The organism is Desulfohalobium retbaense DSM 5692, assembly GCF_000024325.1.
Classification (GTDB): domain Bacteria; phylum Desulfobacterota; class Desulfovibrionia; order Desulfovibrionales; family Desulfohalobiaceae; genus Desulfohalobium; species Desulfohalobium retbaense.
The window spans coordinates 1,098,232-1,124,861 of sequence record NC_013223.1; the positions used below are offsets into that span (position 1 = coordinate 1,098,232).

Below are 26,630 nucleotides of genomic sequence, written 5' to 3' on the forward strand. Positions count from 1 at the left end.
TATATGTATACGCAGCCATGAACACGAAAGACCTTCCCAACGACACACAAGAGCTGAAAAAAATCATTTCTGACTATCAGTACCACGTATCGTATTTAAAAGAGAAAATTGACCTTCTGCAAAAAGCGATATTTGGCACGAAGTCTGAAAAAAGCTCGAATGCACAATCTTTGGAAAACCACCTGCCTTTGCCTGGTTTTGAGATGGCAGAGCCCGAATCCAAAGAACAGCACAGCGTTACCGTTCCCGAGCATACCCGCCAAAAACGCGGCAGAAAGCCTCTTCCCCCTGATCTGCCTCGCGAGGAGATCGTCCACGACATCTCTGAGGAAGACAAGGTCTGCGCTTGCGGTACCTCACTGACTTGTATCGGCCAGGAAGTCAGCGAAAAGCTGCACTATGTGCCCTCACGCCTTTGTGTGCACAAGCATATCCGCCGCAAATACGCCTGTCGGGGCTGTGAGGGCGTCGAAAGCCAGCAGGGAGCTGTGGTCACCGCGCCCATGCCGGCCCAGCTGATCCCGCAGGGGATTGCCACCCCCAGCTTGCTGGCGCACATCCTGGTGGCCAAGTTTGTGGACGCCTTGCCGTTTTATCGCCAGGAGAAACAGTTTGCCAGACTGGGCGTCGATCTCTCCCGCTCCACCATGGTGGCGTGGGCCATGTCTGCAGCCAGGGCCTGTGAGCCCTTGCTCGGCTTGTTTAAAAAAGATCTGCTGGCTGATCACTTCCTGGGCATCGACGAAACCCCGGTGCAAGTACTCAACGAATCGGGCAAAGCCAACACCACCAAATCCTACATGTGGGTCTTTCTGGGCGGATCGGCTGAGCGCCCCACCGTGTTGTATCAATACCATCCCAGCCGCAGCGGCAAGGCGCTGGACTTCCTCCAGAACTTTACTGGATATATCCAAACCGATGGGTATGCCGCCTACGAAGCCCTGGGCGAACGGCCGGGGATCACCCATGTGGGCTGCCTGGCCCATGTCCGTCGCAAATTTATGGATGTTATCAAGATCTCCAAACGGGCAAAGGCCAAAGGCGGCGTTGCCCAGGAGGTCCTCGATCGCATCGCCCAACTCTACAACCTGGAGCAGACGCTGGCCCAGCAAAAACTGGAACCGGGTCGGATCAAAGAGCAGCGGGAACAATATGCTGTCCCCATACTGGATGAAATCAAATCAATCCTGGACCAAGGATCGCTGAGCACTCCTCCCAAAAGCCAGTTGGGCAAGGCCATCGCGTATGCCCTGAACCAGTGGGACCGCGTGGTGCGTTATGTGGAACACGGTAGGATCAGGCCGGACAACAACCTTGTTGAAAATGCCATCCGACCCTTTGCCCTGGGCCGGAAGAACTGGCTGTTCGCCGGCCATCCCAATGGCGCCCACGCCGGAGCCCTGTTTTTCTCCTTGATGGAAACCGCCAAGCTAAACGGCCTGGAGCCCTATGCCTATCTGTGCCATCTCTTTGAGCACCTGCCCCGGGCTCAGGATGAGCAGGATGTTCAAGCACTCCTGCCCCAGCACATCGATCCCGCCCTGATCCAAACGCCTTCCGCAGGCTAGCCCAACAACCGACTTCGTCCCAACCAGGCCCGCTTGGTAGCACCTACCAAGCGGGCCTTACCATTTCCTGCTCCCCTCTACCATGTGGGGTTAATTGGACGCTTACCTTTTTTTGAACCAGGATAAACGGTCAAGTCATCTTTAAATGGTTGTTGAAAAGTTCCTTGGTCTGATAAAATTTCTGTATTTGAAATGGTTCGGCGTGCGTCGGGCGTTGTATCGCCACGATAACCTGGTGTCAGAGGCGGTCATATATTATTGAGGACTGGCCCCTTGCTCAGGTGTGGCCCTGGACTGGACTGAGGATAACGATTATTTCGTGCTGATTGGCTCGTGAATAAACAAGGTGGCGGACAATCAAAAAGCCTTCGGCAGTCATGCTGTCGAAGGCTTTGTTCATATCTCTGGTGGTTTGTAGAAGAGTGATGCCAATTTAGTGCAACCATCAAGGGAATGTGTCGTCCCCAAAGCAATTTGAACCCCCGTCGCCGGCGTGAGAGGCAATTGCGCATACATTATAAATGCTTATAGTTGACCCCGCCCATTAAATCGCTCAACCACGGGAGGGGCTTTTGGACAAGTTCGCCGGATGCAACCAGTTTGCAACCGGCGAACTTGTTTTATGACGGTGGTACGACACAGCCAAAAGGCCTGTTGTTGAGGCTTTCATTAGGGAGGGTGGTGGCGAGTTATGTTCGAAGGGCGAGTTGGGGTGATCATGAATTTGATCAAACATGTTAAAATTTTCTATGCTCCAGCTTGCAGTTTACCCCATTCCGACCGAGCGCCTCGGGCTACTTAGGATGAAGGGCAGGAGATATGACTAAACATAATGCCAAAGAGCACTTTGCGAGATATTCAATTTCCATCTGTCACTGCAAACAGCCGGATAAGCAGCATGATTATTGAGTTTATATGTGAGCAAAAGTGGTGACCCGTTCAAAATCATGATATCCAATTTTAAATTAAAATAGCTAAGAATGAAAAATGAAGTATCAATTGAATTTATCAGAATGTATAACATTATAAACATGAACAGAAAGTTCGGAAATAGAGAAAGGCTTTTGTAAAAAGTGAACTCCTTTTTCTAAAATTCCATGGCTGTCAATAACATCTTGAGTATATCCTGACATGTAGAGGACTTTAATATTTTTTTGTTTTTGAATGAGAGCGTCATAGACTTGGCGACCGTTTCTATCGGGCAGGACAATATCAGTGAAAAGTAAATCTATAGAATTTAGTTCATCAAAAATGGTTATCGCTTCATCCGCATTTTGAGCTTTGAAAACTTTATACCCAAGCTCTTCAAGCATCTCCACTGCAAGTTCCCTTAAAAGCTGATCGTCTTCAACAAGCAAAATGGTTTCATTATTAAAAGATTTTACAAGCTGCGTTGTGGTGCACATATTCGATTCTTCCTCTTGCTCAATATCTTTTTCAGGAAAATAGATAGAAAAAGAGGTTCCCTTATGTGGGGAGCTCTCAACAAAAATAAATCCACCATGTTGTTTGATTATACCATACACAGTGGCTAGTCCAAGACCTGACCCTTTTTCTTTGCCCTTTGTCGAGAAAAAAGGATCAAATATATGTTCTTGTGTGTGATCATCCATGCCATGCCCGGTGTCAGAGATGACAAGCCTGACATAGTGGCCGGGTGCCATCTTGGGAAGGTTTTCGACAAAATTTTCATCGGCATAGATATGATCGGTTGCAATAGACAGTTTACCGCCATTCGGCATGGCGTCTTGGGCATTTATAGTCAAATTCATGATGACTTGTTCTATTTGGCCGATGTCGCCTAAAAAACCAGCCGAGCAAGCATTTAATGTTGTTTCGATCTGAATATTTTCACGGGTTGTTTTCCTGAGAAGTTTGAGCAGGTCATATATAATCTGGTTAATATCAAGACCATGTAGCGCAAGATTTTGCTTACGACCAAATGCTAAAAGTTGCCGTGTCAATTCTCTGCCTCGCTTGCCGGATTCGTAAATATGGCCTATGCATTCGTAAAATCTGTCTTGACTTATTTTTCCACGCATCAATAGTTCAGAATAGCCTAGTATGGGGCTGAGTAAATTGTTGAAGTCGTGTGCAACGCCTCCTGCTAGTCGTCCAATTGATTCTAAGCGTTGCGCGTTATGAAGTTGCTTCTCAAGTTCTCTTTGTTTTGAAACGTCACGAATGCTAACTAAATAATTTTTTGAAAATTCATATAATGTCTTGATCCACATAGAGCTTTCAAAAATTTTCCCGTCTTTTCGTTTACAGAGAAAATTTTCCTTTTCTACAGGCTGAGAGGTAGCAAATATGAAAGAATTGTCCAATATTTTTTGAGAAAAAATGTTCTCACGCTGTTCATTGGGGAAGAGGTCGTATATAGAACGACCAATGATTTCACATTTGTCATTAAAGCCAAACATTTTTATTGTAGTTAAGTTGCAATCATCAATGCTGAAATTTTTGACTATAAGTTTTGCGTCGATAGAGTTTTCAAAAAGGGTTCTGTATTTTTTTTCACTATCACGCAATTTTTGAATGTTTGAGTTGTTTTTTGAGGTGTTATGCAGCATTCTCTCGACTTCTGAAAAGTCCGTGTCCTTCTTTTCAAATGTTTCCGGAGGGACATAGTAAATGTTTTGCTCAAAAAAATTCGTGTTATGGATTAAAATCGGGTGTACGCGAATGGCGTCACGAATAGTTTTGGCTGAGAACTTGTCTTTTTCGTATACGCACAATGATACAAATGGATAGTGGGAGAAAATATGTTTATTGAGTAAGTTCTCATACTTTATAAGAGCCCCCTGTCCATCTTGACTTTTTAAGGAAAAAGTAGCCTCACCTAACGCACGAAGGGCTCTATATCCCTCCTGCGAGGCTTTTTCGATTTCAGTGATCCAGTTTTGGATCGTTTTTTCTGGATCAAAGCTGTCATCTTCACAATAATGATCCTCTACATTCAGCACAGATATCTGGCCAGTATCCATATACTGGATCAAATCTATATTTTTTTTCGCAAGATCCCGCTCAAGCATTTTAGTATTATATCTATCTATAACTATAATACACTTTTCGTTGTTGTTTAGGCCATTTGCAATAAATTCAGAAGCGACTTCCCTGTAGGCGTTCAGGGAATCGTAAATCAAACATAAGTGGTTATGAGGGGTGGCGTAGGTTTGCATCTTTTCCAGCCAGCTCGTTTGCATAAATCCCCCTCAACGCTTTGAGTGGTGTTGGCGGTAAGATTTTAAAATAACTAAGGATTTTCAATATGAAGTACAACAAAGTCGTTAACAAGTATTGTAGAAATGATAAATTCAACCTTATCGGTCCCTGTTAAGTAATGCAAATCAGGATAGGCTGAGACATTGTGACAAGATTCACCTGTACTCAGCGTGTGCATGACGGTATTGCGTATCGTGCAAGACTTGCAATGAATCGTATTTCCACACCCCTCAGGGAGTTGTGCCCATTTGCATTCAAAAACATCTCCTCCATTTTGGTAAAATATACTTTCTGAAGTCTTCCCAAGCATCTCAAGAGCCAAAGAGTTGGCGCCAGCCACTCGGCCCGATTCTTCGATCAAAATAACTGGAGAGTCAAATTTGTTGACAAAATCGTTGAGTTTTTGGGCTTTACGCCAAAGCAATTTTTGCGCGCAATCAAAGCATATCCCATGAGATTTAGATGGATCTTGAATTTCCTTGTCCTCTATTTGTCCTTTGCACCATGGACAATTCATAATTTACCTTTTCCAAATACAACCAGTGTCTGCGCGATTTTCGTTAATCACGCAGACACTGATTTGTATTATTCGGCTATATTTAAAATTGCATCAGTATTAAGTATGCGATCCATATCAATCAACATATGAACAGTGCTATGAATCTTAGCCATACCTATGACAAGTTCTTCTGCTTCTTGCATTCCGAGAGCTGGGGTTGGCTCTATATCACTTTCTTTGATGTCTACAACCTCATTAACAGAATCAACTTTTACACCAGCAATAACATCTGAGCCATTTTTCTGAACTTGAAAGATTATAATGCTCGTACTTCGTGTATCTTCTTTTTCCTCGATATCAAATTTTAAGCGAAGATCTACAACTGGGATGACCTTCCCTCTTAGATTCAAAACCCCTTTTATATATTGAGGAACTTTCGGAACCTTCGTGAGTTCCTTAAGGCCAATTATTTCTTGAACTTTAAGGATAGGGACTCCATACACTTCATCGGCTAGAAAAAAAGTCAAATATTTTCCAGCACATCCGGTTGCAGCGGTTTTATCTGTATTGACTGATTTTTGCATAGCGCCTCCGCTGGGAAGGCAGCCCCCTTTCCTTCAATCGGTCAGGGGACTGCCTATGGTGTTACGAATACGTCATCCACTTATGAGAGAGCAATAGCTGGTCTTGTATACGGCTTAAAAATCTTTGAAATCATCATTTTCTAAGGGAATAACAGATTCGGGGTTTTGATATGCTTCGTTTTTCGAGGGCTCTTGTTGGGGACGGTTCTTTGATTGTCCTTGGCCAGAGGCCAATGCTGACAGCCTGGTGGAAGCAGCAGAGTTTTGCTTGCTTTCGCTGGGCTGTTTGTGTCTATATGTGGCACCACTATGCGCTCCCCCGTAGATCAGTTGCGACAAGGTCTGCACGGTGTGCATTTGTTCTTCGGCCTGGGCGGAGAGTTCCTCTGCAGCACTCGCGGATTCTTCTGAATCAGAGGCATTTTGCTGGACCACTTTGTCCATTTCGGCCACAGCCGTGTTGACCTGCTCAATACCCTGCTCTTGTTCTTTTGACGCTGCTGAAATTTCGCCGACGAATGTCTTCATTTTTTCAGCATGTTGCTTGATATCATTCAAATATCCGGCGACCTGTTCGGAAACCTGCACGCCATTCTCGGCTCGCGTCTGCGACTGTTCGATAAGGTCAGAGGTGTTCTGGGCAGCTTCTGCGCTCCGCTGGGCGAGACTTCTCACCTCTTCTGCAACAACCGCAAACCCCTTTCCTGCTTCACCTGCTCGAGCCGCCTCCACTGCAGCATTGAGGGCCAGCAAATTGGTCTGAAAAGCAATGTCATCAATCGTTTTCATGATTTTGGAAGTCTCGGCGGCAGAATTTCTGATATCTTCGATAGCCTGCTGCATCTGCTCCATAGCTTTGACGCCGGAATCCACCACTGTGACGGTTTCAACCATGCCCTGGTCGGCTTGTTGGGCATTTTCAGCGTTTTGTTTGGTCATGGACGCCATCTCCTCTAAAGAAGAGGAGCTTTCTTCAAGGCTTGAGGCTTGCTCACTGGACCCTTCTGCCAGTGACTGACCAGCTGAGGAAACCTGATTCGCGGCTGAAGTCACATGCTCGGCGTTTGTGGAGAGGCTTTCAATTATTTTTATAACCGGCTTGGTGATAGATCCGGTCATAAACCAGGCAATAAATAGCCCCAAAACAATCGTCACACCCAGACCCACCAGCATGATCGTTGAGGCCATTGACAGATTGGCCATTGAAGCATCAGCAATTTGCTGCGTGTTGTCCAATCCAGCATCTGCCAGGTTGCGGGTTACAGCAATGAATTCTTTGCCTGTTTTGTCTCGTTGTACATCAACTGATTGCAGATTGCGCCATGTCGTCAGCAATCCGGCCATGGCTGTTTTATAGTCGTTTCCAGCCTGCTGAACGGTATCCAATCGTTTTATATCTTGATCCAGAAAAGTGACTTTTCGAATTTTCTCAAACTTTTCATTCACAGCTTGGAAATTTCCCATCGCTTTTTCTAGAAGTGCGGGTTCACGAAGGGCCTGAGCTTTGAAGTTTTTGACCCGGCTGTCACTGCCAAGGTCGATAATGTCATTCGCAAGGGTTATTTTGGTGAGACGCTGCGTCATGTCTGTGGCCAGTTTGCCCTGCTGAGTGGCCAGAAACCCGTTGGCTGCGTCCATAAGGGCTGCCGCATTTTGGTCCATGGTCTGTGCCAGGGCTTGGTTGTCAGCCTGGGAGCCACCGCTACGCATAGCGCTGCCGTAGTTCTGGCTGGCCTCCCGGATGGCGTCCAAGCTTGCAATATCCTCGGCGTCGCGGGTAATGTCCCGGATGGACTGGACGAGTTCCTGGATCTTTTGCAGCCGGTCCTGCGCCTTACCCATAAGGGCAAACTCGCCGCGGGCCTTGGCCTTGAAATTGAGCACCCGGGCCTCGTTGGCTGCGGCCACGATCTGGGTCACCGTGTCGATTTTCTCGATGCGTTCCTTGAGATCAGTCTTGAATTTTGCATTTTGCCCTTCAAGGAATTCACTGGATTTTTGCATATAGGCATTAGCGTTGGTGTCCAGCGAATTCCGTAGCGATTCCATCTTTGTGTTCAGGTTAGCGGTGGTAGCAACCAGTTCATCGTACTCTTTTTTCCCGGAGTTCAATTCCGCTATATGCTTTTCAAGGGCTTTCAAATTTTCAGCATTCTGGTGGAGTTTTTCTGCTTTGGAGATGCCAGTCTGCACGTTGGCCAATTCTTCTTTGGCGTTTTGCTGAAATTCCTCTTTTCCAGTCAGGCTGAAGCCACGCATGGCATACATGGCGCGGTTTGTCGCGCCGCGCAACTGAGCCGATATGTCCACTTCCGGAACGAATTCAGTAGCCAGGGTGCGGGCTCCATTTTCTGCTTGGTTCATCTTGACAACGCCGACGGCGCCTAAAATGACGGCCAACGCGAGAACGAGACTGAAGCCGAAAAATATTTTTTTCCCCAAGCTCAACTGTTGCATACGATTCCTCCTCACTGGTTTGTACAAATGGGGTCTGCCTGCAAGAATCCGCAGAATGTACACCCAGTGAGCATTATGCATGCCAATTTGTGAATAAGGACATGGAGCCTAAAAGAGGGTGCATGAAGTGGCCGGGGTCCTATCAAGAAACACATCGTCCTGCCGAGTAGGACAAAATCCTATGAGGAAGGACTCAGGAGCAATGTCAGTAGGGAAATACCCGGGAGCCCGGGGGCCGCTCTTGGATCGGGCAGGGAAATGTTTTTCACCGAACAGTCTTGGGGTTACTTTCTTTTGTAAAAAGCATTAAGTGTGGCAGGGGGGATATTAGGGGACTTTTTGAACTTTATTCTGTCACTATGCCTCTAAGAGAGCTGAAAAGATTTTATGTTAATCAATATTGAAATTAAAGTAACTTTAATTAAACAATGAATGTGTTTTTTTTAAATTATAAAATTTTGCAGCTATAATGAAAATAAACATGCAATCTGTGTGTGTTAGTATGTGCTAAAATACATGACACGGTGTGTTATATTTATTGGCAATCAGAAAATCAATATTGTATGTCGTGCTTTTTGAGCAAAGCGTAGAGGCGAGACCGAGAAAGTCCAGAGATTTCACAAGAAGAAGAGATGTCTTTGTTGGTAAACTCGACAAGCTCTTGCAAGTAATTCTTTTCCGCACGAGATAGCGCCTGATTACGGACATCTTGTAGCGGCGGCATCGATTTTTGGGGCTGGGAAGGGGAGGGAGAGGATTGTGATACTTCAGAACGGAGTTGATGAACACGGATTTCTTTGGGCAGGTGCCTCGCGAAAAGCACGGGCTCCTGGCGAGCGATGCTCACTGATCGATATACAGCTCCTACGAGTTCACGGACGTTCCCGGGCCACGGAAAATTTGTTGCGATGTCATAGAAATCAGAAGCAACCTGTTTACACGGCAGCTTTTCCTCCTTGCAGGCCTCGACGACATACGTATCGATTAAATCGGGGATATCCTGTTTTCTCTCCCGGAGCGGCGGGATATCAAGAGTAAATGCACTCAAGCGGTACAGGAGGTCACTTCGAAACTTTTCCGCTTCAACCATAGCTTTGAGGTTTTTGTTCGTGGCGGCAATGATTCGAAAATCACAGCGAAGTTCTTGCTCCGAGCCGACCGGGTGGAATTTTTTTTCCTGGAGCACCCGCAATAATTTTTTTTGTAAATCAAGCGACAACTCACCGATTTCATCGAGAAAAAGAGTGCCGCCATCCGCCGAACAGACCAATCCCTTCCGTTTTTTTTCAGCGCCGGTAAACGCGCCTTTCTCATGGCCAAAGAGTTCACTTTCGGCCAGGCTTGCACATAAAGCGGCGCAATCTACTACCACAAAATTCGATTTGCCGCGGGCTGATGTGGCGTGAATGGCTCCAGCGTACAATTCCTTTCCTGTGCCTGTTTCACCGGTCAAAAGCACGTTGATATCCGATGCCGCAGCCTGAGCTGCTTGGTCCAAAGAACGATTCAAAGAAGGACTTGTGCCGATTATCTGGTCGCGCTCTAAAGACAAGGATTCACGAGTTTCCTGGCGTTGTTTTCTGTAGGCCAAGGCTCTTGAGAGGCTTTGAGCGAGCAGGTCCATGTCTGGAGGTTTTAGGACATAATCCCATGCCCCATAGTGCATGGCCTGTTCAGCCGCATCCGGGTCTCCGTACCCGGTGACAATAATGATTTCCGGTTCGCCGGGAGTCTGCCGTAAGGATTGAACGGCCTCTATGCCATTGCCTTCTGGGAAGCGTACATCCAACAAGATTAAATCAATGTTTTGATCATAAGCCACAGCCAAGCCTTCAGCTAGCGAGTGCGCTTCCAGCGGCTGGTGCCCATTTTGGCGCACCGCTTCAGCAAAAATCCTGGTCACGATTTTTTCGTCATCAATAATCAGGACCGAGCCCATAGGAATCCTTTATTCACGTTTACTTCTGTTTATGGGGGGGCCTTCAGTAGGTCATGGGAGCGGATTGAAGGTCTTGAAAATATCACCACGGAGGCCAGATAGTTCCCCCATTACGAAATCAGTCTGTATATTCAGAGGCTTATTTCGCTTACCCTTCACGTCAGGGATGACTTTTGGCATCCTCCATGCATATCAGCGAATGGCCTTGAAAGATGCATAGCTCCACACTATGGGCAGGTCCCTGAGGCGAAATATGGATAGCACAAGAGTTCTTCGGCTGTCGTGAGCCATTTCTTTACCAATTAGGGCAAATCATTCGGGCAAGATTCTTCCATGAGAAACAATACTATAGATTGGGAATAAAATGCGCTGGAAAGACTTACATCCAAAGACTATACAAGTACAACTTATGCTGATAGTTGGGAGTCTAATTTTTATTTTTGGACTCATGTTGGCTCTGGTTGGCCACCAGAGCATGCGTCAGCAAGCATTGCTTGAAGCTCGAGACAAAGCTCAGATCATACTTGATCGCAATTTGGCTACGCATACCTACTTTAGCAAGAAACTCAAGACAAGCCTCTTTGCCTCATCTCAAGCATTTCGCGATAATGAGTATTTTGATCCAACATGGATGTCGTCCACCTATGCGATTCGCCATATCGAAAAATATTTTCGCCAAATAAATAATGAAGGCTACATTTACTCAGAAGAAGCCCTGAATCCCAAAAATCCAGAAAACACCGCGGATGCCATTTCTCGAGAATTTCTTGAGGATCTCCGTGATCATAATGATTTAAAGAGACGGAGCTTGATCCGGTGGATTGATGGAGAGCCATATTTGGAAGTTATGCGACGCGGGGAGATTTTTGAAGAAAAATGTCTTAGATGTCATGGTTCACCAAAGAACGTTCCCAACGGTGTGTTGGTCTTGTATGGAGACAAGGCCGGAAATAACAAAACTCCAGGTGATGTCGCGTCAGTTCTCTCTGTGCGTGTCCCCCTTTCAGATGCCTTTGACCATGCCGACCGGCTTGCCGGCGGAGTTTTTGCGTGTCTTGTTTTATTGACGATAGTCATAAACCTGATCGTCTACTATTTAACACAAAAATTTGTTTTCAGTCCGTTAAATACAATACGTAAAAAAGCCGCTCGTCTAGCTAGTGGAGACTATATCAACGGGGAGTCAATTCCTCTGCCAAAAGGGGAAGAGCTACAGTGTTTAACTTTATCCTTCAACTCTATGATGAATACAATTCAAAATCACATATATAAGCTTGAAAATATTGTGAGCGTGCGTACTCAGCGTCTGCAAAAGGCAAATCAAGAACTTCATGAAGAAGTTGAGCACCGTAAAGCGATAGAAAGAGAGCTTATACGGGAAAAATTTGAACTAGAGTATGCTGCTGAAAAAATTGAAGTTCTCAGCGGCCTGCTGCCCATATGCGCACAGTGTAAAAAAATTCGAGATGATCAAGGGTACTGGAGCCAAATAGAGCTTTATATAAGTAAATATTCTCAAGCTGAATTCACCCATTCTATATGCCCAGAATGTGCTGAGAAGCTTTATCCTGAATATTATGAGAAATCTAGTAGTTAAAATTTTTTTGATTGCGAAGTAGGTTGCCCAGTCAAGGAGAGCTGATCTATGCCTCACAGTGATGAGAATAAATGGGAATCGATGTTTACCTATGCACCACTTCCTTATCAATCTCTTGATTGCGATGGAAATTTTTTAGATTTTAATAGTGCATTTATGAATGTACTTGGCTATGAAAAGAATGATCTCATAGGAAGAAACTTTTCTGAACTCTTACATCCTGACTGGGTCGAGCACTTTAAGGAGAACTTTCCCCGGTTCAAGGCTGTAGGTGAAATCCTTGGTGTGGAATTTGAGATGATCAAAAAAGATGGCTCATCTATTTTGGTTCATTTTCATGGCAAAATTCAGCACAATGAGCTTGGTGAGTTTGAAAGAACACATTGTATTTTTCAAGATGTTTCTTCACAAAGGGCAGCTGAAATTGCGCTTCGCCGCAGTGAAGAGCGTTTCGCTCAAATTAACAAAGTGCTTCTTGAGCTTGGCACAGATTATAAAAAGAATATACATAATTTAACGGCCTTGGCTGGGCAAATGTTGGGTGGAACTTGCGCTCTTTATAATCGCTTGGAGGGAGACCTTCTCTGCTCTGTCGGCCAGTGGAAGACTCCGGTAGATTATGACCCCTGTGATTTTCCAGAAGGCCATATATGCTATGACGTCATTTACCAACAGAAAGATGATGTGCTTGTCATTGAAGATTTGCCACGCTCGATCTACGCACAAACCGATCCGAATGTGAACAAATATAATCTGCAGACCTATGTTGGGAAATGCGTTTTTTGTTCTGATGACCCCGTTGGGTCATTGTGCGTGGTTTTTCAATCTCCACTGGCCCCATCAGACAATGACAAGCGATTTCTCAGCACCATCGCAGCTGCTATTTCGCGTGAGGAGGGACGCCATCAAGCCGAACAGGCGGTTCAAGCAAGCAATGAGCTCATCAGCAGTATTCTTAGAAGCGCACCGGTTGGTATTGGTCTTGTTGACCGAGATCGCACTATAGTCGAGGTCAATGACCGTTTATGTGCTATGACAGGATATACCAAGGAAGAGCTTCTTCATCAGCACGCAAGTGTTTTTTATCCCAGTAATGATGAATTTGAGCGTGTTGGCAACATCAAATACGAGCAGCTTCACGGCGAAGGCTATGGCAATGTTGAGGCAATCTGGCAACGGAAAGATACGTCGCTGATCCATGTTCGACTTACCTCTACACTTCTGGACCCCCAAGACCCCTCGCGAGGTGTCACGTTTTCAGCCCTGAATATCAGTGGTGAAAAGCTGGCTAAGGAGGAGCAGGCAAAACTGCAAGCACAACTCGCGCAGTCAAACAAAATGGAATCTCTTGGGCGCCTGGCTGGAGGTATTGCTCACGATTTTAATAACGTGCTTCATGTGATAAGTGGTAATCTCGAAATGATGGCCTTACGCAGTAATTCGCAGCAGGCCGTTGGGCTAAATCGAATCCAAACTATTCAGAAGTCGATTGATCGGGCGTCACAATTGGTTCAACAGATGCTTTTATTCAGCCGCAAGGCGGAAAGCTATAAACAGAGTGTAGATTTAAATGAAGAAGTCGAACAGACTCTCCATATTCTGGAACGCAGCGTTCCCAAAATGATTTCCATAGAAACCTTTCTGCCTGACGGCCTTCCTCCAATTTCAGCTGATCCGGTCCAGGTTGAACAGGTTCTTTTGAACTTGGGCAGTAATGCTGAAGCGGCTATGCCCGCCGGTGGCAGGTTTATTGTTGAAACCAGTGACATCTTTTTAGACCATGACTTCGTCCGTATGCACACCGAGGCAAAAGAAGGGCGATACATTTGCCTCTCTGTATCAGATACCGGCCACGGTATGGATGACAAGACACTGAACCATGTTTTTGATCCCTTTTTTACAACCAAAGAGATCGGCAAAGGGACCGGGCTGGGCTTGGCCTCGGTCTATGGAATAGTGAGAGCACATGATGGGTTTATCCGCTGTTATAGTGAACCAGGAAAGGGAACAACGTTTCATATTTATTGGCCGGTTGTGTCTACTCAAAAAGATGGTGCAAAGCAAAAAGGCCAGATGTCTCACCAAGATCTTGAGTCTGGAGAAGAAACGATCCTTATCGTCGATGATGAAAAGGATATTCTCGAATTGACCGCCGAAGCCTTAGAAATTCAAGGCTATACTGTCTATATGGCCGAAAACGGAGAACAGGCCTTGGCCATGTACTCAAAGTATGAAGAATCTATTGATTTAGTTATTCTCGATTTGAACATGCCCGGGATGGGTGGCGCATCATGTCTACGCCAACTCAAGAAACTGCAACCAAGTATAAAAGTGATACTGGCAAGTGGTTACTCAGCGCATGGTCAAGCCCAAGAGATTGCTGACCGAGCTTCAGCATTTATCGGTAAGCCGTATCATTTACGAGAATTGTTGAAAACAATTCGTCGAGTAATTTCGTAGTGACCTCCGAAAATTGCCCAGGCGTGATAACGCAAATTTGACCACCCTCTGGGGTATTTCAAGGTAGGTTGCCTCTGCCGGGGGTAGGGAAGCGTTTTGGATATGCAAAATGCTAATGCCTGGGGTAGACGGTGGAGAGGCAAATTTCACTCGAGTTCAGGCCATGGGCTCATTAGAGCCCATAAGTACTCCTTGGTGAGTACCAGGGAAATCCAGCCTGCTGGCCAGCTCTTTTCCGTGATCGATCATACGTTGCAAATGCGATGAGGGCTGTTGCAATCCATTCATTTGCCAGTCTGTGCACAGGGAGAGTGCTAGCACCAAGGCGCTAGGCGTTGAGCGGCGCATCTATCTGTCCGGGCCATGACCTGGTCCAATCCCTCCACAATTTTGTTTGTACCGATCGTCAGAATGATCCGCCGCGGTCCAGCTGGCGCAGCTTGCTCCACATTTCCGGGGTCATGAAAAAGATTTGCTGTTTGTCCAGGCCGTAGACTCGGCCTCCCCAGGGCAAAGGTGCCTGGTAATCTTCGTGCAGATGCCCGTGCAACACCAAGGCTGCCCCGTTGTTGCGGGCGGCTTGGGTGAGCTGGGCAAATCCGCGGGGGTGGGTGTCTGGAGCGTCGTGGGTGAGCAGGATATCCACCGGTTCCTCGGCGGGAGTCGCAGGGATGTCCTCGGGGAAGATCGCGGCCCAATGTCCCCGCGGCAGTTGTTCCTTGTTGGCCTGGGCATCATGGGAGTGGTATTCAGCGCAAGCGTGGCGGTTCGGCCAGTGTGGTGGGGCTGGGGGCAACCAGATTGCCTCGTCGAAGGCGCCGGAGAGGCCGCGGATGCGCAAGCCGTCCACGGTGATCGTTTGCTGATGCAGGTGTCGCGACCAGAGGCAGAAATGGTTTTCCAGAAAGGCTGGGGTGTCCACGTCGTGATTGCCCAAAAGAAACCAGGTCTTGGCGATCAACTCGGCGCCCAAGGGGGCGAGTTCCTCTGTCAGCGGGCGCTGCGGCGTCTGGTCGCCGAGCAGGAAAATGCCCTCGATGCTGGACGGAGTATACTGCCCGGCGATGTCCAAAAGTTCTGTGAAGTCGCCGTGGGCGTCGGCAAAAAAAAGGAGCATACGGGTCTCCATTGGTGTTGTGAAATTCGGCTGTCGACTGGAAGGGACGCAAAATGAAACGAACAATATAACAACCTTTTGTCACAAGGCAAGGATTTTGAAGAGGTATGCCGGACGTGGTGTTTGGCACTGAGGCAGGAAGTGGCGCATTCTTCTGGAGCGACCCCAGGAACAGGATTTAAAGCCAAAGAAGATGCAAAAAACGTTCAAGGTCGCAGCGTACTTATCCGTACGTAAGAGTTTGAACGTATTGCGGCAACTCAGCCATTAGGAGATCCCCTTGGCCTGAGGGCATCCGCCAAATTTGCTGTGGGTGATGTGATTCTGGGCTTCTGGAAAGCCCGGTATAAAAAGACTACCCGAGTACGGTCCACTCACGCTACTGGGTGCAAAAAATGCTCATGTCCTGAGCAATATACTCAAATGTCATTAAAGGATCCTGGCTCTTTGGGCCAGGATCCTTTAAGTTAGGTCCGACCCCGTATCGTCTTTTCAATCCCAAAAAAGTGAGGGGCGTATGAAAATTGTATTCGCAATCACCCTTTTGCTCGCTATTGCAATGGGTTCGGCGCAGGCTGGCCTGTCCTTGGACCTGGAGGAATACCGGTGGAAAAATCGTTTGTTGATCATCTTCGCCCCTTCAAAAACGGACCAGACTTATCTGAAACTGCAACACGCCTTGGATCGGGCAGAGGATGCCCTGCAAGGCCGGGATATGCTTGTTTTTCATCTCTTTGCTTCAGGCAGCGGCTGGGTGGGGGACATCCCTGTGCATGCCGAGGCTGTCCGCTCTTTTTATCGCCGCTTTGACGTGCAGGACCAGGATCTGAACCTGATTCTGATCGGCAAGGATGGAGGAGAAAAAGTCCGGCAGGTGGGCAGTTTTGATCTGCAGGATATCTTTGATCGTATTGACGCCATGCCCATGCGCCAACAGGAGATGAGGGAGCGCCGGGAGATAAAGAATGGGGGGGCCGCTGATTGATGTCCCAGACCATGCCCATGGAATATAAACTGAATCCGGGCCGGGGCCGGGCCCGCCGTTAAAGGCTTGGAAAGGGCCAATGAGCCGGTTCCAGTTCATCCCTTTGAGAGAGGCTTTTTTCTGTGCCCGCATGCAGGACATCCAGGAATGCATTGGCCATCGCGACCCGCACATGACCGACCGGTCCACTCACGTCGCCAGTAGCCGGGTATACCAGGCTTTCGTGGTTTTGGGAAAATACCGCCCTAATCATCCGGATTCCTCGCCACTAAATCCCAAAAGGTGATTCGGAATAGGCTGTCACCTGACACCCTCCATACATGGCTACAACGCACCAGTCCGGGCATGGGTGCTCAAAAAGCTTTTCAAAAACATAATATGCTGGAGCATATGACGCTTAGCCCCATCTTTATCTCGGCCTGAGATAGCACTAAGAATTTTAAAGTGGTGCTGTTCTATAATCTCTAAATTTTTTGGTGTCTCATATAATAAGGAATGAAGCTCGTTAATACTACTAAACATTTGCTCATAAAGTCTTTTTATGAGATCGATATAAATAATATTATGCGTTGCATAAGCTATCCCAAGATGGAATGCAATGTCTGCATCTCGTGCGCTGTTTTTGTCTTGATTATTTGCTCTGTTTTTTGAAAGCGCCTCTTCCATAAATTGAATATCTTGATCTGTGGATCTCTCTACAGCAAGAACAACACCATAACTTTCCAGCCCAGCGCGAACCTCTAAAAGGTCATATATCGATTCATCATTACATGTTGTAACAGTGGAAAAAGGATTTACTGATATGTGTGGCTTTGAAAATGTGATAAAATAAGTATCGTTCTCATCTTTTTCTACGCATCCCGCCTCCCACAGTGCCTTCATTGCTTTCTCTGCAGATAAACGTTCAACTTGCATCATCTGAGCGATATCATTTTCCGTTCCCAGGTATTCTCCTGGTTTCAAAGATTCGCTATATATACTTTCGTGAATTTTGCTAAAGACCAACTCAGGCTGAGGGTCGGTTTTTCGATTTGATAGAGTTTCAAATTGGATAGCGTTTGCAAACTTATTATGCAAAGCATCACATACCAGTTCTTCAGCGCTAACATATTGTCCTGACTTTATCTGTTCTTCTATCAGCTCTTTAAGGTCAGAAGGTAGGGAAAGATTCATGTTGAATTCTCCACTTTTTTTATGAATTTATCTAAATGTAAAAATCATTCCAAATATATATCTTTTTAAACTCAATAACCTTCGATACAAAGGTCGCCAGGCTGGCCTGGGAAGTTATTCTTAATGCCTGTTCTTTATAATCTTTATCAATCAAAATCGCAAGCTTCATATGAGATCAAAACCAAATGAAACATGTATATAATGAATAAAACGTTCTTGCTATAGACATTTTCTGCTTCCAATCTCAGGCAAAGCGGTAAGCCAATTAGCCTTCATGCATCGGCACTAGGATTTATCTGCCTAAAAGCTATCCGGCATGGAAAATGACATAAAAAAATGAGTGGAGGTCCAAACCTACGTTACTTTACTTCCCAGCGGTTATTTTAGACGATGGAGAAAATTTTGCTCGGCACCGTGTGCGCTTTTCACACCGCTTTGAATAGTTTACACCCTCATGCCCTCGCCTTTGCCGAGGACCTCATTGACTTTGCTGTTCTAAATTGCTGCGTCATCTCCGATGACTCCTTTCGGACTACTTGGGCAGAATTTTCTGCGACCCTGGAAAATGTTCATTTCCAGGCCGATCGCATCTCAACCGATCACTTGTATTTCTAGCAAGTTGACCCAAAACAAACAAACGGTACCTTTTCCCATGAAACGCTGGATAATTTTCTTGGCCCTTTTGGCCGCCTTTCCGCCACTTTCAACAGATATGTATCTTCCAGCTATCCCCAACCTGGTTCGGCTGTGGGATAAGCCGCTGTGGTATATCAACTTGACACTGATCGTCTTTTTCGTGACCTACAGCTTTTTTTTACTCGTCTACGGCCCTTTGTCCGACAGATGGGGGCGCCGCCTGGTATTAAAAGCAGGCATATCTCTCTATGTCGTAGCCAGTTTCCTTTGCGCCTTGGCTCCCAATGCACTGACGCTCATCGTCCTGCGCATGCTCCAAGCCGCAGGAGCAGCTTCAGCAGCTTCTCTGGCGCTGGCCTTGTCCAAGGATGTCTTCGGATTCCACGAACGAGAGAAAGTCCTGGCCGCGATCGGGGTGGTCATTGCCTTGGCCCCCATGTCGGCGCCAATTATTGGCGGCTGGACTATGGCAATTGTTTCCTGGCGCTGGATATTCATCCTTCTTGCCGGCTTCGGCATTGTCGCCTTGATCGGTGTGCATAGAATGGAAGAAACGCTCCATCCCGACCTCAGAACGCCGCAACTCAGACTGATCGCCGACTATCTTCAATTGTTGCGCAATCGAGCCTATATCGCATTGGTCCTCGTTGTCTCTCTGGCCATTGTGCCTTTGTTCGCCTTTATTGCAGCGTCATCGGAGATTTATATCTCCCGCTTGGGCCTGAGCGAACAGGCCTACGGGTACTTTTTCGGCTTTAATGCCCTGGCACTCATGAGCGGGTCCCTTGTCTGCACCCGCATCAGCGGTAAAATCAAATCACAAACTATTCTGACCTTGTGCTATCTCGGGGTTACTCTGGGCGGAGTGCTGCTTGTTCTGGTGCCACATACATCCCCTTGGTCCCTGGCCCTGCCGATGTTGGCCATCTCCTTTTCGGCGGGCTTGAGCCGCCCACCGAGCAACAACTTAGTGCTTAAACAGGTCCAGCAGGGAGCAGGGGCCGCTTCCTCCCTCTTGATGTTTACGTTGATGACCGCTGGAGCGATAGCGATGGGCGTGATCTCTCTGGGATGGGAAGACAAAATCACGGCGCTGGGGATAATGGGAAGCGTCTGTGGCCTGTTGGGAAGTATTTTGTGGTGGGGCTTGAAACGCAAACTGTATATCCAAACTGCGACATAGCCCAAAATTTCGGGGACTTTTTCCCTGACCTGCCGTAAATTGCATAGTGCTCCGGGGCACATTTCGCTTCCCCACTGATTTGAGACAATACCTCCACCTCAAGCCAATGGGGAAGGCTTTATATCGCGTTGGCCTGCTCAGAAGGCCTGAATTTGAGCGGGACTGCTGAGCAGCGAAAAAAAAAATCTATGCAGCTAGGCTGTTATGCTGATCATGAATTGAAAATTTATCTCTCTGTTTCATCGGCAACTGTTAACAAACTTTCAAGCGAATTATTTGTTAACATTACAGGTAGATAAAGCATATAATCAAATCAACCTACTCCCAGAGCACCCTATTGAACTTTGATATCTGGAGTGCTATTTTACTTCTTGTTTCTAAGTAAGCTACTGGCATAAAAGAGTTATTCGCTACGGACTGACAAAGCCAAACCCGTCGTGAGGCGGGGACGGAAAGCCACGGGTCTCAATGAGACAGCCGGGTTGCCGGATGGGATCTTTCGGGACCCAGGAAGCGTTTTTCTCAAAACCCGTTTCCTGGCCTATTCGCCTCACCCATCGTCAATCCCTACCTTTCGCCCCTTTGCCTCTCCTGGTTTTGTGTATCGCGTTCATTTCCTCTGATACCGTTGCCATACGGCACACTTCGGTTGGTCAGGGCGCGTTGCCCTATCCAAAGTCTAGCAACCAACTCGGGGAGGGGCACTGCATGTCGATTCTTTTTTCCCGCCTCAAGGGCCTCCATGGCGGTTCGGCACACCATCTTGTTGAAAAATTTCCGGATCAAGACAAGCATTCAGTGGTGTATAATACTCCGCTGCAAGGGAAAGTTATTGCCAACGATCAAGTCCACCATGTGCTGGAGCGAATGTCGACCACCGAAAGCCCAGAATTGATTCTTCATATCCCGCAGGATGAATATGACGAGATCAGGGAATTTATTTTACGCAAAGTGGAGAAAAAGACGGCCATAGTCGAAAATATTTCATCAGACTCTGGCTGTGCGACATTTCTTCGCGAGGTAGCTCCTTTGCGCTGGAGTTTCAAATACGACTACCATCTCTTTTTTTTCGAAACTTCGGCCCATGGACTCTGTAGCGAGACTGAAGAAATCTATCAGCTCGCCTTGCCCCCATGTTTGTACCAAGAGCGGCGTAGCAGCCAACGCTACCGACTCTGGCCAACGTACAAGGCCACCCTCAACGACATGCCGGTCCTGGACATCTCCCAAAAAGGGATCCGCTTCCGCGGTCACCATGATCTCAGCCAGACCAATGAGATTGCCGGGGCCCAACTGGATTTGCCCCTCGTGGAAAGCTCAGATCAAACCCAGTTATACCCCGGAGGACAGATAGTTATTCCCTTAACGATGATAGCCAATCGGTCGCCATCTCCGGAGGGATACCAGTATGGTGCGTATTTCAAGGGGGAATGGGAAGAGTCGGCCATCAAGACGCTCAACGACTTCCTCCTTGCTGTCAAAAAACATAACAGGGAGGAACAACTATGAGACAAACCAGCAAGAATGCTTGATGAGCCCAACGGGGGGCGGGGAACCCTATTGAAGTTTTTTGGCTAAACTGTAACCCGGACCACTGTCGGGTTAGTTTCCCCGCCCTAGGCAGGGCGGGGACCACCTGTTTTCGAATCGAAACTGCATAGCCTACTCAAATGTCATTGAATATGTCCCACAAAAGCCTCTTTTTTACCCTGCGAGTCTCCGCTGTAAGCAGCAATTGGCCCCTGTCGTGCGACCCGGTATCAACGCATTCCGATCAACAATCTCGCCGTTCTTGGGCGTCAGCCGAAGCAAGCGGCCGTTCTGTTTGTCCTCCAAAAGCCAGATGGCACCATTTGGACCCTGCTCAATTTCCCGGATGCGTTTGCCCATGGCAAAGCGTTCTGCCTCATGGGCCTTGGTCCCGTTCATTTCAATGCGGACCAGAGATCGGGATCGCAGCCCGCCAAGGAATGCATCACCCTGCCATTGCTGGAAAAGGGCACCGTCATAGATAATCAGGCCTGAAGGGGCAACGGTGGGAACCCAGTACATTTCAGGTGCATTAAATTCCGGGCGGGTGTCATGATCAGGGATGGGAATTCCTGAATACTGGTCGCCCCAGGAAACAATGGGCCAACCATAATTGTCTCCCCTGACAATCAAGTTGAACTCGTCCCCGTGCCTGGGTCCCATTTCATGAGTCCACAGCCGGCCCTGGCGATCAAAGGCAATCCCCAGAATGTTCCGGTGCCCCAGCGTCCAGAAGGTTTTGGCAAGGTCTCCCTTATTCTGGAATGGGTTGTCAGGCGGAACAGATCCGTCCTCGTTTAAACGGATAACCTTGCCCAGATTCTGGGTCCAGTCCTGGGCCGGGGTCTGCTTTTGGCGATCACCAGAGGTGATGAACAATTTTCCGTCCGGGCTGAATGCCAGCCGGTGCGAGTAGTGCCCGCTGCCGGGTACTTTAGGGATCTGTTTCCAGATAATCTGATGGCCTTCGAGTGCAGGCCCGGCATCGTTGAAACGAAGCGTTGCCCGGATCACAACCGCACCTTTCTTGCCTGATGCGTCCTGCTCAGCATAGGAAAGGTATATCCAGTGGTTGTCCTCAAATTGCGGGTGAAGAATAACATCCCCCAATCCCCCCTGGCCGCCGTAGGCCACCTTGGGCACCCCCTGAACCGCTGTCCGGGTGCGGTCATCCACATTGAACAGGATCAGATTGCCTTTTTTCTCCGTGACAAGCAGATTTTTGTTCGGCAGAAAGCACATGGCCCAGGGTTCATCAAACGCCCCAAAACTTTCAACATAAAGCGTTGACCCGGCATTGCCCGTCACGGCGTTGTCGGCAGCTCCGGCCGGGATGGACAATAACACCAGGATAAATAAAGGAACCAGGTGTTGTATCGAAGAACATACTGGTTTCATGGGTGATCTCCTCCAATCTTAGGGGTGGTAAGTCACATACCATCGTTTTCACCTGTTTGCGTAAATGGCATCTATTCTGCCTGCGTAGCAGAAAAGCAAAATACATGACATGGCTAATCTGGTACAAAACTTTGGTATGTGGTGGTGCCATTGTCCCACCTCAGTGTCCAACAAAACTGTAACCCGGACCGCTCGTTCCAAAAGACTCACACTCGGGATGTGGGCGCCTGATAGCGTCAGGGAGCAGAGAAGACGAGTGCGCCAGGGAGCGCAGAGCAGCGCGTTTTGTGCGTTGCCGTGATCCAAAAAAAGGCAGCAGGCAACAAACGGCGTTGCCCACTGCCCAGAGAGGGCAGAGCCCTCGGCGTTTGAATGCTGATCCTAGTACGCCTTCTTCATCCACCCGGTTTCCTTGTCGATAAGCAGTTTTTCAACCAGGGAGCCGTCTTTGGTTTCGATCCTGGCTTCAAAAACCCCGTCTTTTTCGTTGACCGCACCTATCTTCAGGTTCGGATTGCCAGCCACATAATCTTCAGCAAGGTTCCGGGCCTTGGACTTGGTCAGCGGGGCCATCTCCTGCTCTCCGCCGTAGGGACCGTATTGGCCGCGACCCCATTGTTCCCCTCTCCAACCGGGACCCTGTCCGCCGTGCATGCGGCCTTGACCGCGATAGCCGGGCATCATCCCCGGGCCCCTGCCTTGGTCTTGCCAGCCGTGCATCATGCCGGGGCCCATCTGCCTGCCTTGCCAGCCATGCATGCCCTGGCCACGGTAGCCCCGCATCATGCCAGGCCCCATGCCCTGTTGCCCGTATTGCTGTCCGCACCAGGGGCAAAACCAGCCCTGGCCTTGGGGTTGTTGGGGACCATAGCCTTGTCCGTAACCCGATTGCTGGGCCAGAACCGCCCCGGCGGAGACGATCAACGCCGCGGTCATGACCGCAATAAGAAGCATCTTTTTCATGGTTTGTCCTCCTGAGAATAAAGGTTCGACAGTGTGCACCCCAACAAAATCCGGCGCGGGAATCAAGACCGGACCAGATAATTGCGCATCATGCCCAGATCTTCATGTTCCAGATTGTGGCAATGGTAAAGATAGAGCCCCTTGTGATCGGCAAAACGCATGATCACAGCCACTCGCTCTCCAGGCATGACCAGGACGGTGTCCTTCCAGCCACGGTCCAGAAATCGGTAGCCAGGGCCGCCGAAGCGACCGATAACCTGGAATGACAGGCCGTGGATGTGCATAGGGTGGGGCATGGCCATCATGGATCCCTGATTGATAAATTCCCAGATTTCAGTGCTTCCCAGGCGTACCATCTCATCAGGGGCCACTTCCGTCATGTCGAAGGTTCGTCCATTGATGGTCGGCTGCATATGGTTCATGGTCAAAAAGAAACGTTTGGGATTGTCGCGGTTCACGGCCTCAGCGGGGTCCAGGCGTTCGAGGCGAGCGAGGCGTTGCGGAGGAGAAGTCCGAGTCCGGCCGGTTCGGCGGACCTGAAAACGGGCCAGTTCGAAACCAGCGCCAAGAGGTGGACTCACCCGGCTGGACATCATCCCCATGTGGCCGCTGCCGGGAGTAAAGGGCAGACTCTGCAGAGCAATCGGCGTCTCCTGGGACGATCCTGCGAAATCGACCCAGAGATCCACACGTTCACCTGGTCCGAGCATGATATCCGGAACAGACCACGGGCTTTCGAGCAATCCGCCGTCTGTGGCGATGATTTCCAGGTTCCTGCCGTCGCTCCAGGCCAGGCGGTAGATCCTGGAGTTCGAACCGTTGAGCAGCCGGAGTCGGTAGGGGCCCTCCTGGACATCAAAGGTGGGGTCCGCCTGCCCGTTGATCATGATCCGGTTGCCCAAAAATCCGTTCATCCGTTCCATGGGGGAGCGCAGGTAGACGAGGTCGTTGGTGGGGCTGAACGTCCGGTCCTGAATCACCAGGGGGAGGTCGCGGTCGCCTGTCGGAAGGCCCAGGGCCTGTTCTTCTTCGTCGCTGACCACGAAAAGTCCGGCCATTCCGCCGTAAACCTGGGTGCCGGTCAAACCGTGGGGGTGGGGATGGTACCAGTAGGTGCCAGCTCTGTTGGTGACCGTAAACTCGTAGACATACTCCTCCCCAGGCAGGACAGCCAGCCTGGGATGCCCGTCATTTGCCGGAGCAACGTGCAGCCCGTGCCAGTGGACAATGGATTCCTGAGGGATGCGGTTTTTGAACCGGATGCGGACCCGCTGCCCTGTTCGTAACCGGAATATTGGCCCCAGCCAGCTTTCCTCCAGCTGCTGCAGCTGGTTGGGATCGCCCTGGAGGACTTTGCCTGCAAAGCGCCAAATGTCGGTCTTTTCGCCAGGAAAAACGGAAAGACTGTCCTGGATAGCTTGGAGTTCAACGTCCAGGTCGGGTTTGGCGGCCCCGGCCTGCATCGGCCACAAGGAACCAGAAGCTGTTACCAGCCCCAGGGCGCCCAAAAACTGCAGAAATGCTCTTCGATCCATACTCTTCTCCAATGCTGGCAGGGCGTTGTGGGGCCTTTGGGAGCAGCCCTGACGATTTGTCGCTAGCTGTGGACCTGGCTAAGAGAGCTGTTCAGAGTCCATCCTTACCCTAGACCACTCGAAGTATCGAGGGTCAAGCACGAGTTTGGCGAAAAGATTTTGTCGCAGTGGGGGATCCGTTGAAAATCCTCAATGGCAGCAAAATGGCGAAAAATTCAAGCTCGTGTATACGGATATGCAAGTCTGATTGTTTTTGCCGTCCCCCATTAGGCAGATAGGGTGCTTAGCGCCAATCAGTCAGGGTATAGCTTAGCTGATTGGCGTGCATGGGTCGAAGATGGGGCATGGAGAAGAGAGTAGGATGCGGTTGGTCACGCTTAGGACCGCTGAAAAAGGTCTCGCCGGGCCTGGCGTGTAAGGCGAGGAAGAGGGGCTGTGAGATCTGGCCCCGCTCTCAGCGGGGCATGGGCACAAGGCATACCGTCGCTGTCGAACGCAATTCCTTGTCGGCGGATTCCATGCAAATTTCTTTGACGGTGTGTAACGCTTTCGCGGCGACGGTTTCATTCCAGAACCAGTTGTCGAAGGCTTGGCTACTTGGCACACCGGCGTCCGGACGGGAAGAGGCGGCTTCAAAATAAAAGGTCTGCAAATCCTGAACCGCCAATCGCAAGGCCTCCCCCGGGGTATTCTCTTGTGGTGGCGTGGTGGGAGAGCCATGCAGGAGATAGTCCGCAAGCAGGGAAACCGCCCCTTCCGGGGTGTAGGTTGCCATCGCCGTCCTTGCGTTTCGTTCTCGTCCAAGGTCGTACCAGGGCCTGAGTTCCGCCACTTCCCGGTGCAGAGATTCGACGAGGCGCTCTTGTGTCGTTTCCTTTGCGGCGGTTGCGGAAGAGGGGATCGGGCAGGCCCAAGTGGTTTCTCCTGCTTCGTCTTGTGCCGGTTCCGGGGCGTCTTCGGGAAAGGATTCGAGGACAGGACCGTGCTGTGCCTCCAGGAGCCGTAAGGCCGCCAGGAGGACCCGAGTTTGGAACTGGGGGTGATCAGGTGTGCCCAAAGGCCGGCCGAGTTCGAAGGGGACCCACAACGCCCGGGGCGGCTTAATGTGCTGGGTGTGCTCGGCGATAAGACTGATTTGTGTGGTGGGAATGCCGTTTTCCTCCAGATAGTGACCAAGCGCGCCCACGGCGCGGGTGCAAAATGGTCAGACCGGGACCAGGAATGCGGCGTCTACTTGGTCGCCGAGTAAGAGTTGGGCCAGGTTGTGTGCCGGAGCAGCCATGGCCTCCGGGGTCGCCGCGCCCATGAAGGAATAGTGAAAATCGGCCACACTTCCGATCGCCTGTTCGTTAGCCAACTCGTGTAGCCGGTCCAAAGGAAAGATTACGTTCCAATCCTGGGCGAATCCGGTGCGATCAAAGTTCGAAGAGATGTGGGTCATGACCAGATCCCTGGCCGGGGTATCGCCGGGAATGACCCGATAGTCGCCTTCCATACCTGTAAACGGCCGATCGCCTCGGCGGTGCAGGCCAGCTGTGGAGATGATGGCTACTCTGCGCCGGGGAAGTTCACATCCCGGAACCCACGGTGTCGTTGCAAACGTTGGGCAGGGCAGGTTCACCAAATGGGAATGCATAGGTTCGGGAATGTGCTCCAGTCGGGCCATGATTTCCTCCACGGGCATTTCGCTGATTGTTGAAAAATTCCTTGTAACGCAGGTCGTTCAAAAAACCCGATGGGCGGCGACAAAACGTTCAAGGTCGCAGCGTAGGTATTCGCAC

General features: G+C 49.2%; 17 protein-coding genes and 1 riboswitch. Of the genes, 6 read left to right on the forward strand and 11 right to left on the reverse strand.

Annotated features, from left to right (window positions below):
• Window positions 1–17: 17 nt before the first annotated feature.
• On the forward strand, window positions 18–1,568 hold the full coding sequence (gene tnpC, locus DRET_RS04680; protein WP_015751093.1) for an IS66 family transposase: 1,551 nt from the start codon (window positions 18–20) through the stop codon (window positions 1,566–1,568).
• 995 nt (window positions 1,569–2,563) lie between these two features.
• On the opposite strand, the gene DRET_RS12910 is transcribed toward tnpC, so the two are convergent.
• The 5 genes from DRET_RS12910 to DRET_RS04700 all read right to left on the reverse strand — a co-directional run bounded on the left by DRET_RS12910 (window position 2,564) and on the right by DRET_RS04700 (window position 10,272).
• Window positions 2,564–4,774, reverse strand: a complete 2,211-nt coding sequence (locus tag DRET_RS12910) for an MEDS domain-containing protein (protein WP_015751377.1) — start codon at window positions 4,772–4,774, stop codon at window positions 2,564–2,566.
• Between the two features lie 50 nt (window positions 4,775–4,824).
• Window positions 4,825–5,310 carry a hypothetical protein gene (locus tag DRET_RS13630; protein ID WP_015751378.1) on the reverse strand — a complete coding sequence of 162 codons (486 nt, stop codon included), beginning with the start codon at window positions 5,308–5,310 and terminating at the stop codon, window positions 4,825–4,827.
• Between the two features lie 68 nt (window positions 5,311–5,378).
• Complete coding sequence (locus DRET_RS04690) at window positions 5,379–5,876, reverse strand: chemotaxis protein CheW (RefSeq protein ID WP_015751379.1); 498 nt, start codon at window positions 5,874–5,876, stop codon at window positions 5,379–5,381.
• 114 nt (window positions 5,877–5,990) lie between these two features.
• Complete coding sequence (locus DRET_RS04695) at window positions 5,991–8,333, reverse strand: HAMP domain-containing methyl-accepting chemotaxis protein (protein ID WP_015751380.1); 2,343 nt, start codon at window positions 8,331–8,333, stop codon at window positions 5,991–5,993.
• Between the two features lie 553 nt (window positions 8,334–8,886).
• Window positions 8,887–10,272 carry a sigma-54-dependent transcriptional regulator gene (locus DRET_RS04700; protein WP_015751381.1) on the reverse strand — a complete coding sequence of 462 codons (1,386 nt, stop codon included), beginning with the start codon at window positions 10,270–10,272 and terminating at the stop codon, window positions 8,887–8,889.
• Window positions 10,273–10,636: 364 nt separating this feature from the next.
• Between DRET_RS04700 and DRET_RS04705 the strand changes: the two genes are divergently transcribed.
• A complete protein-coding gene (locus tag DRET_RS04705; protein WP_015751382.1) occupies window positions 10,637–11,869 on the forward strand; it encodes a Tll0287-like domain-containing protein in 1,233 nt (410 codons plus the stop codon).
• A gap of 48 nt (window positions 11,870–11,917) precedes the next feature.
• On the forward strand, window positions 11,918–14,329 hold the full coding sequence (locus tag DRET_RS12915; protein ID WP_015751383.1) for a PAS domain-containing hybrid sensor histidine kinase/response regulator: 2,412 nt from the start codon (window positions 11,918–11,920) through the stop codon (window positions 14,327–14,329).
• 406 nt (window positions 14,330–14,735) lie between these two features.
• Here the strand turns inward: DRET_RS12915 and DRET_RS04715 are convergent, their stop codons facing one another.
• On the reverse strand, window positions 14,736–15,446 hold the full coding sequence (locus DRET_RS04715; RefSeq protein WP_041281902.1) for a metallophosphoesterase family protein: 711 nt from the start codon (window positions 15,444–15,446) through the stop codon (window positions 14,736–14,738).
• A gap of 517 nt (window positions 15,447–15,963) precedes the next feature.
• On the opposite strand from DRET_RS04715, the gene DRET_RS12920 reads away from it, so the two are divergent.
• Window positions 15,964–16,431 carry a DUF4174 domain-containing protein gene (locus DRET_RS12920; RefSeq protein ID WP_015751384.1) on the forward strand — a complete coding sequence of 156 codons (468 nt, stop codon included), beginning with the start codon at window positions 15,964–15,966 and terminating at the stop codon, window positions 16,429–16,431.
• 324 nt (window positions 16,432–16,755) lie between these two features.
• On the opposite strand, the gene DRET_RS04730 is transcribed toward DRET_RS12920, so the two are convergent.
• Window positions 16,756–17,604: an FCD domain-containing protein gene (locus tag DRET_RS04730; RefSeq protein ID WP_015751386.1), complete on the reverse strand. Its 849-nt coding sequence runs from the start codon at window positions 17,602–17,604 to the stop codon at window positions 16,756–16,758.
• Window positions 17,605–18,256: 652 nt separating this feature from the next.
• On the opposite strand from DRET_RS04730, the gene DRET_RS04740 reads away from it, so the two are divergent.
• Window positions 18,257–19,423 (forward strand): multidrug effflux MFS transporter, encoded by a 1,167-nt coding sequence (locus tag DRET_RS04740; RefSeq protein WP_015751388.1) that lies wholly within the window; start codon window positions 18,257–18,259, stop codon window positions 19,421–19,423.
• 415 nt (window positions 19,424–19,838) lie between these two features.
• Window positions 19,839–19,913, forward strand: a riboswitch (cyclic di-GMP riboswitch).
• A 218-nt stretch (window positions 19,914–20,131) separates the two neighbouring features.
• Complete coding sequence (locus tag DRET_RS04745; RefSeq protein ID WP_015751389.1) at window positions 20,132–20,932, forward strand: hypothetical protein; 801 nt, start codon at window positions 20,132–20,134, stop codon at window positions 20,930–20,932.
• A 195-nt stretch (window positions 20,933–21,127) separates the two neighbouring features.
• On the opposite strand, the gene DRET_RS04750 is transcribed toward DRET_RS04745, so the two are convergent.
• The 4 genes from DRET_RS04750 to DRET_RS13900 form a co-directional block, all read right to left on the reverse strand.
• On the reverse strand, window positions 21,128–22,351 hold the full coding sequence (locus DRET_RS04750; protein ID WP_015751390.1) for a PQQ-dependent sugar dehydrogenase: 1,224 nt from the start codon (window positions 22,349–22,351) through the stop codon (window positions 21,128–21,130).
• Window positions 22,352–22,732: 381 nt separating this feature from the next.
• Window positions 22,733–23,314, reverse strand: a complete 582-nt coding sequence (locus DRET_RS04755; RefSeq protein ID WP_015751391.1) for a hypothetical protein — start codon at window positions 23,312–23,314, stop codon at window positions 22,733–22,735.
• 62 nt (window positions 23,315–23,376) lie between these two features.
• On the reverse strand, window positions 23,377–24,849 hold the full coding sequence (locus tag DRET_RS04760; RefSeq protein WP_015751392.1) for a multicopper oxidase family protein: 1,473 nt from the start codon (window positions 24,847–24,849) through the stop codon (window positions 23,377–23,379).
• 454 nt (window positions 24,850–25,303) lie between these two features.
• On the reverse strand, window positions 25,304–26,515 hold the full coding sequence (locus DRET_RS13900; protein ID WP_244147925.1) for a glycine/sarcosine/betaine reductase selenoprotein B family protein: 1,212 nt from the start codon (window positions 26,513–26,515) through the stop codon (window positions 25,304–25,306).
• Window positions 26,516–26,630: the final 115 nt, after the last annotated feature.

Bases quoted from the DNA above. Each gene is read 5' to 3' on its own strand.
- tnpC (WP_015751093.1), top strand. From the start codon at position 18: ATGAACACGAAAGACCTTCCCAACGACACACAAGAGCTGAAAAAAATC.
- DRET_RS12910 (WP_015751377.1), bottom strand. From the start codon at position 4,774: ATGCAAACGAGCTGGCTGGAAAAGATGCAAACCTACGCCACCCCTCAT.
- DRET_RS13630 (WP_015751378.1), bottom strand. From the start codon at position 5,310: ATGAATTGTCCATGGTGCAAAGGACAAATAGAGGACAAGGAAATTCAA.
- DRET_RS04690 (WP_015751379.1), bottom strand. From the start codon at position 5,876: ATGCAAAAATCAGTCAATACAGATAAAACCGCTGCAACCGGATGTGCT.
- DRET_RS04695 (WP_015751380.1), bottom strand. From the start codon at position 8,333: ATGCAACAGTTGAGCTTGGGGAAAAAAATATTTTTCGGCTTCAGTCTC.
- DRET_RS04700 (WP_015751381.1), bottom strand. From the start codon at position 10,272: ATGGGCTCGGTCCTGATTATTGATGACGAAAAAATCGTGACCAGGATT.
- DRET_RS04705 (WP_015751382.1), top strand. From the start codon at position 10,637: ATGCGCTGGAAAGACTTACATCCAAAGACTATACAAGTACAACTTATG.
- DRET_RS12915 (WP_015751383.1), top strand. From the start codon at position 11,918: ATGCCTCACAGTGATGAGAATAAATGGGAATCGATGTTTACCTATGCA.
- DRET_RS04715 (WP_041281902.1), bottom strand. From the start codon at position 15,446: ATGCTCCTTTTTTTTGCCGACGCCCACGGCGACTTCACAGAACTTTTG.
- DRET_RS12920 (WP_015751384.1), top strand. From the start codon at position 15,964: ATGAAAATTGTATTCGCAATCACCCTTTTGCTCGCTATTGCAATGGGT.
- DRET_RS04730 (WP_015751386.1), bottom strand. From the start codon at position 17,604: ATGAATCTTTCCCTACCTTCTGACCTTAAAGAGCTGATAGAAGAACAG.
- DRET_RS04740 (WP_015751388.1), top strand. From the start codon at position 18,257: ATGAAACGCTGGATAATTTTCTTGGCCCTTTTGGCCGCCTTTCCGCCA.
- DRET_RS04745 (WP_015751389.1), top strand. From the start codon at position 20,132: ATGTCGATTCTTTTTTCCCGCCTCAAGGGCCTCCATGGCGGTTCGGCA.
- DRET_RS04750 (WP_015751390.1), bottom strand. From the start codon at position 22,351: ATGAAACCAGTATGTTCTTCGATACAACACCTGGTTCCTTTATTTATC.
- DRET_RS04755 (WP_015751391.1), bottom strand. From the start codon at position 23,314: ATGAAAAAGATGCTTCTTATTGCGGTCATGACCGCGGCGTTGATCGTC.
- DRET_RS04760 (WP_015751392.1), bottom strand. From the start codon at position 24,849: ATGGATCGAAGAGCATTTCTGCAGTTTTTGGGCGCCCTGGGGCTGGTA.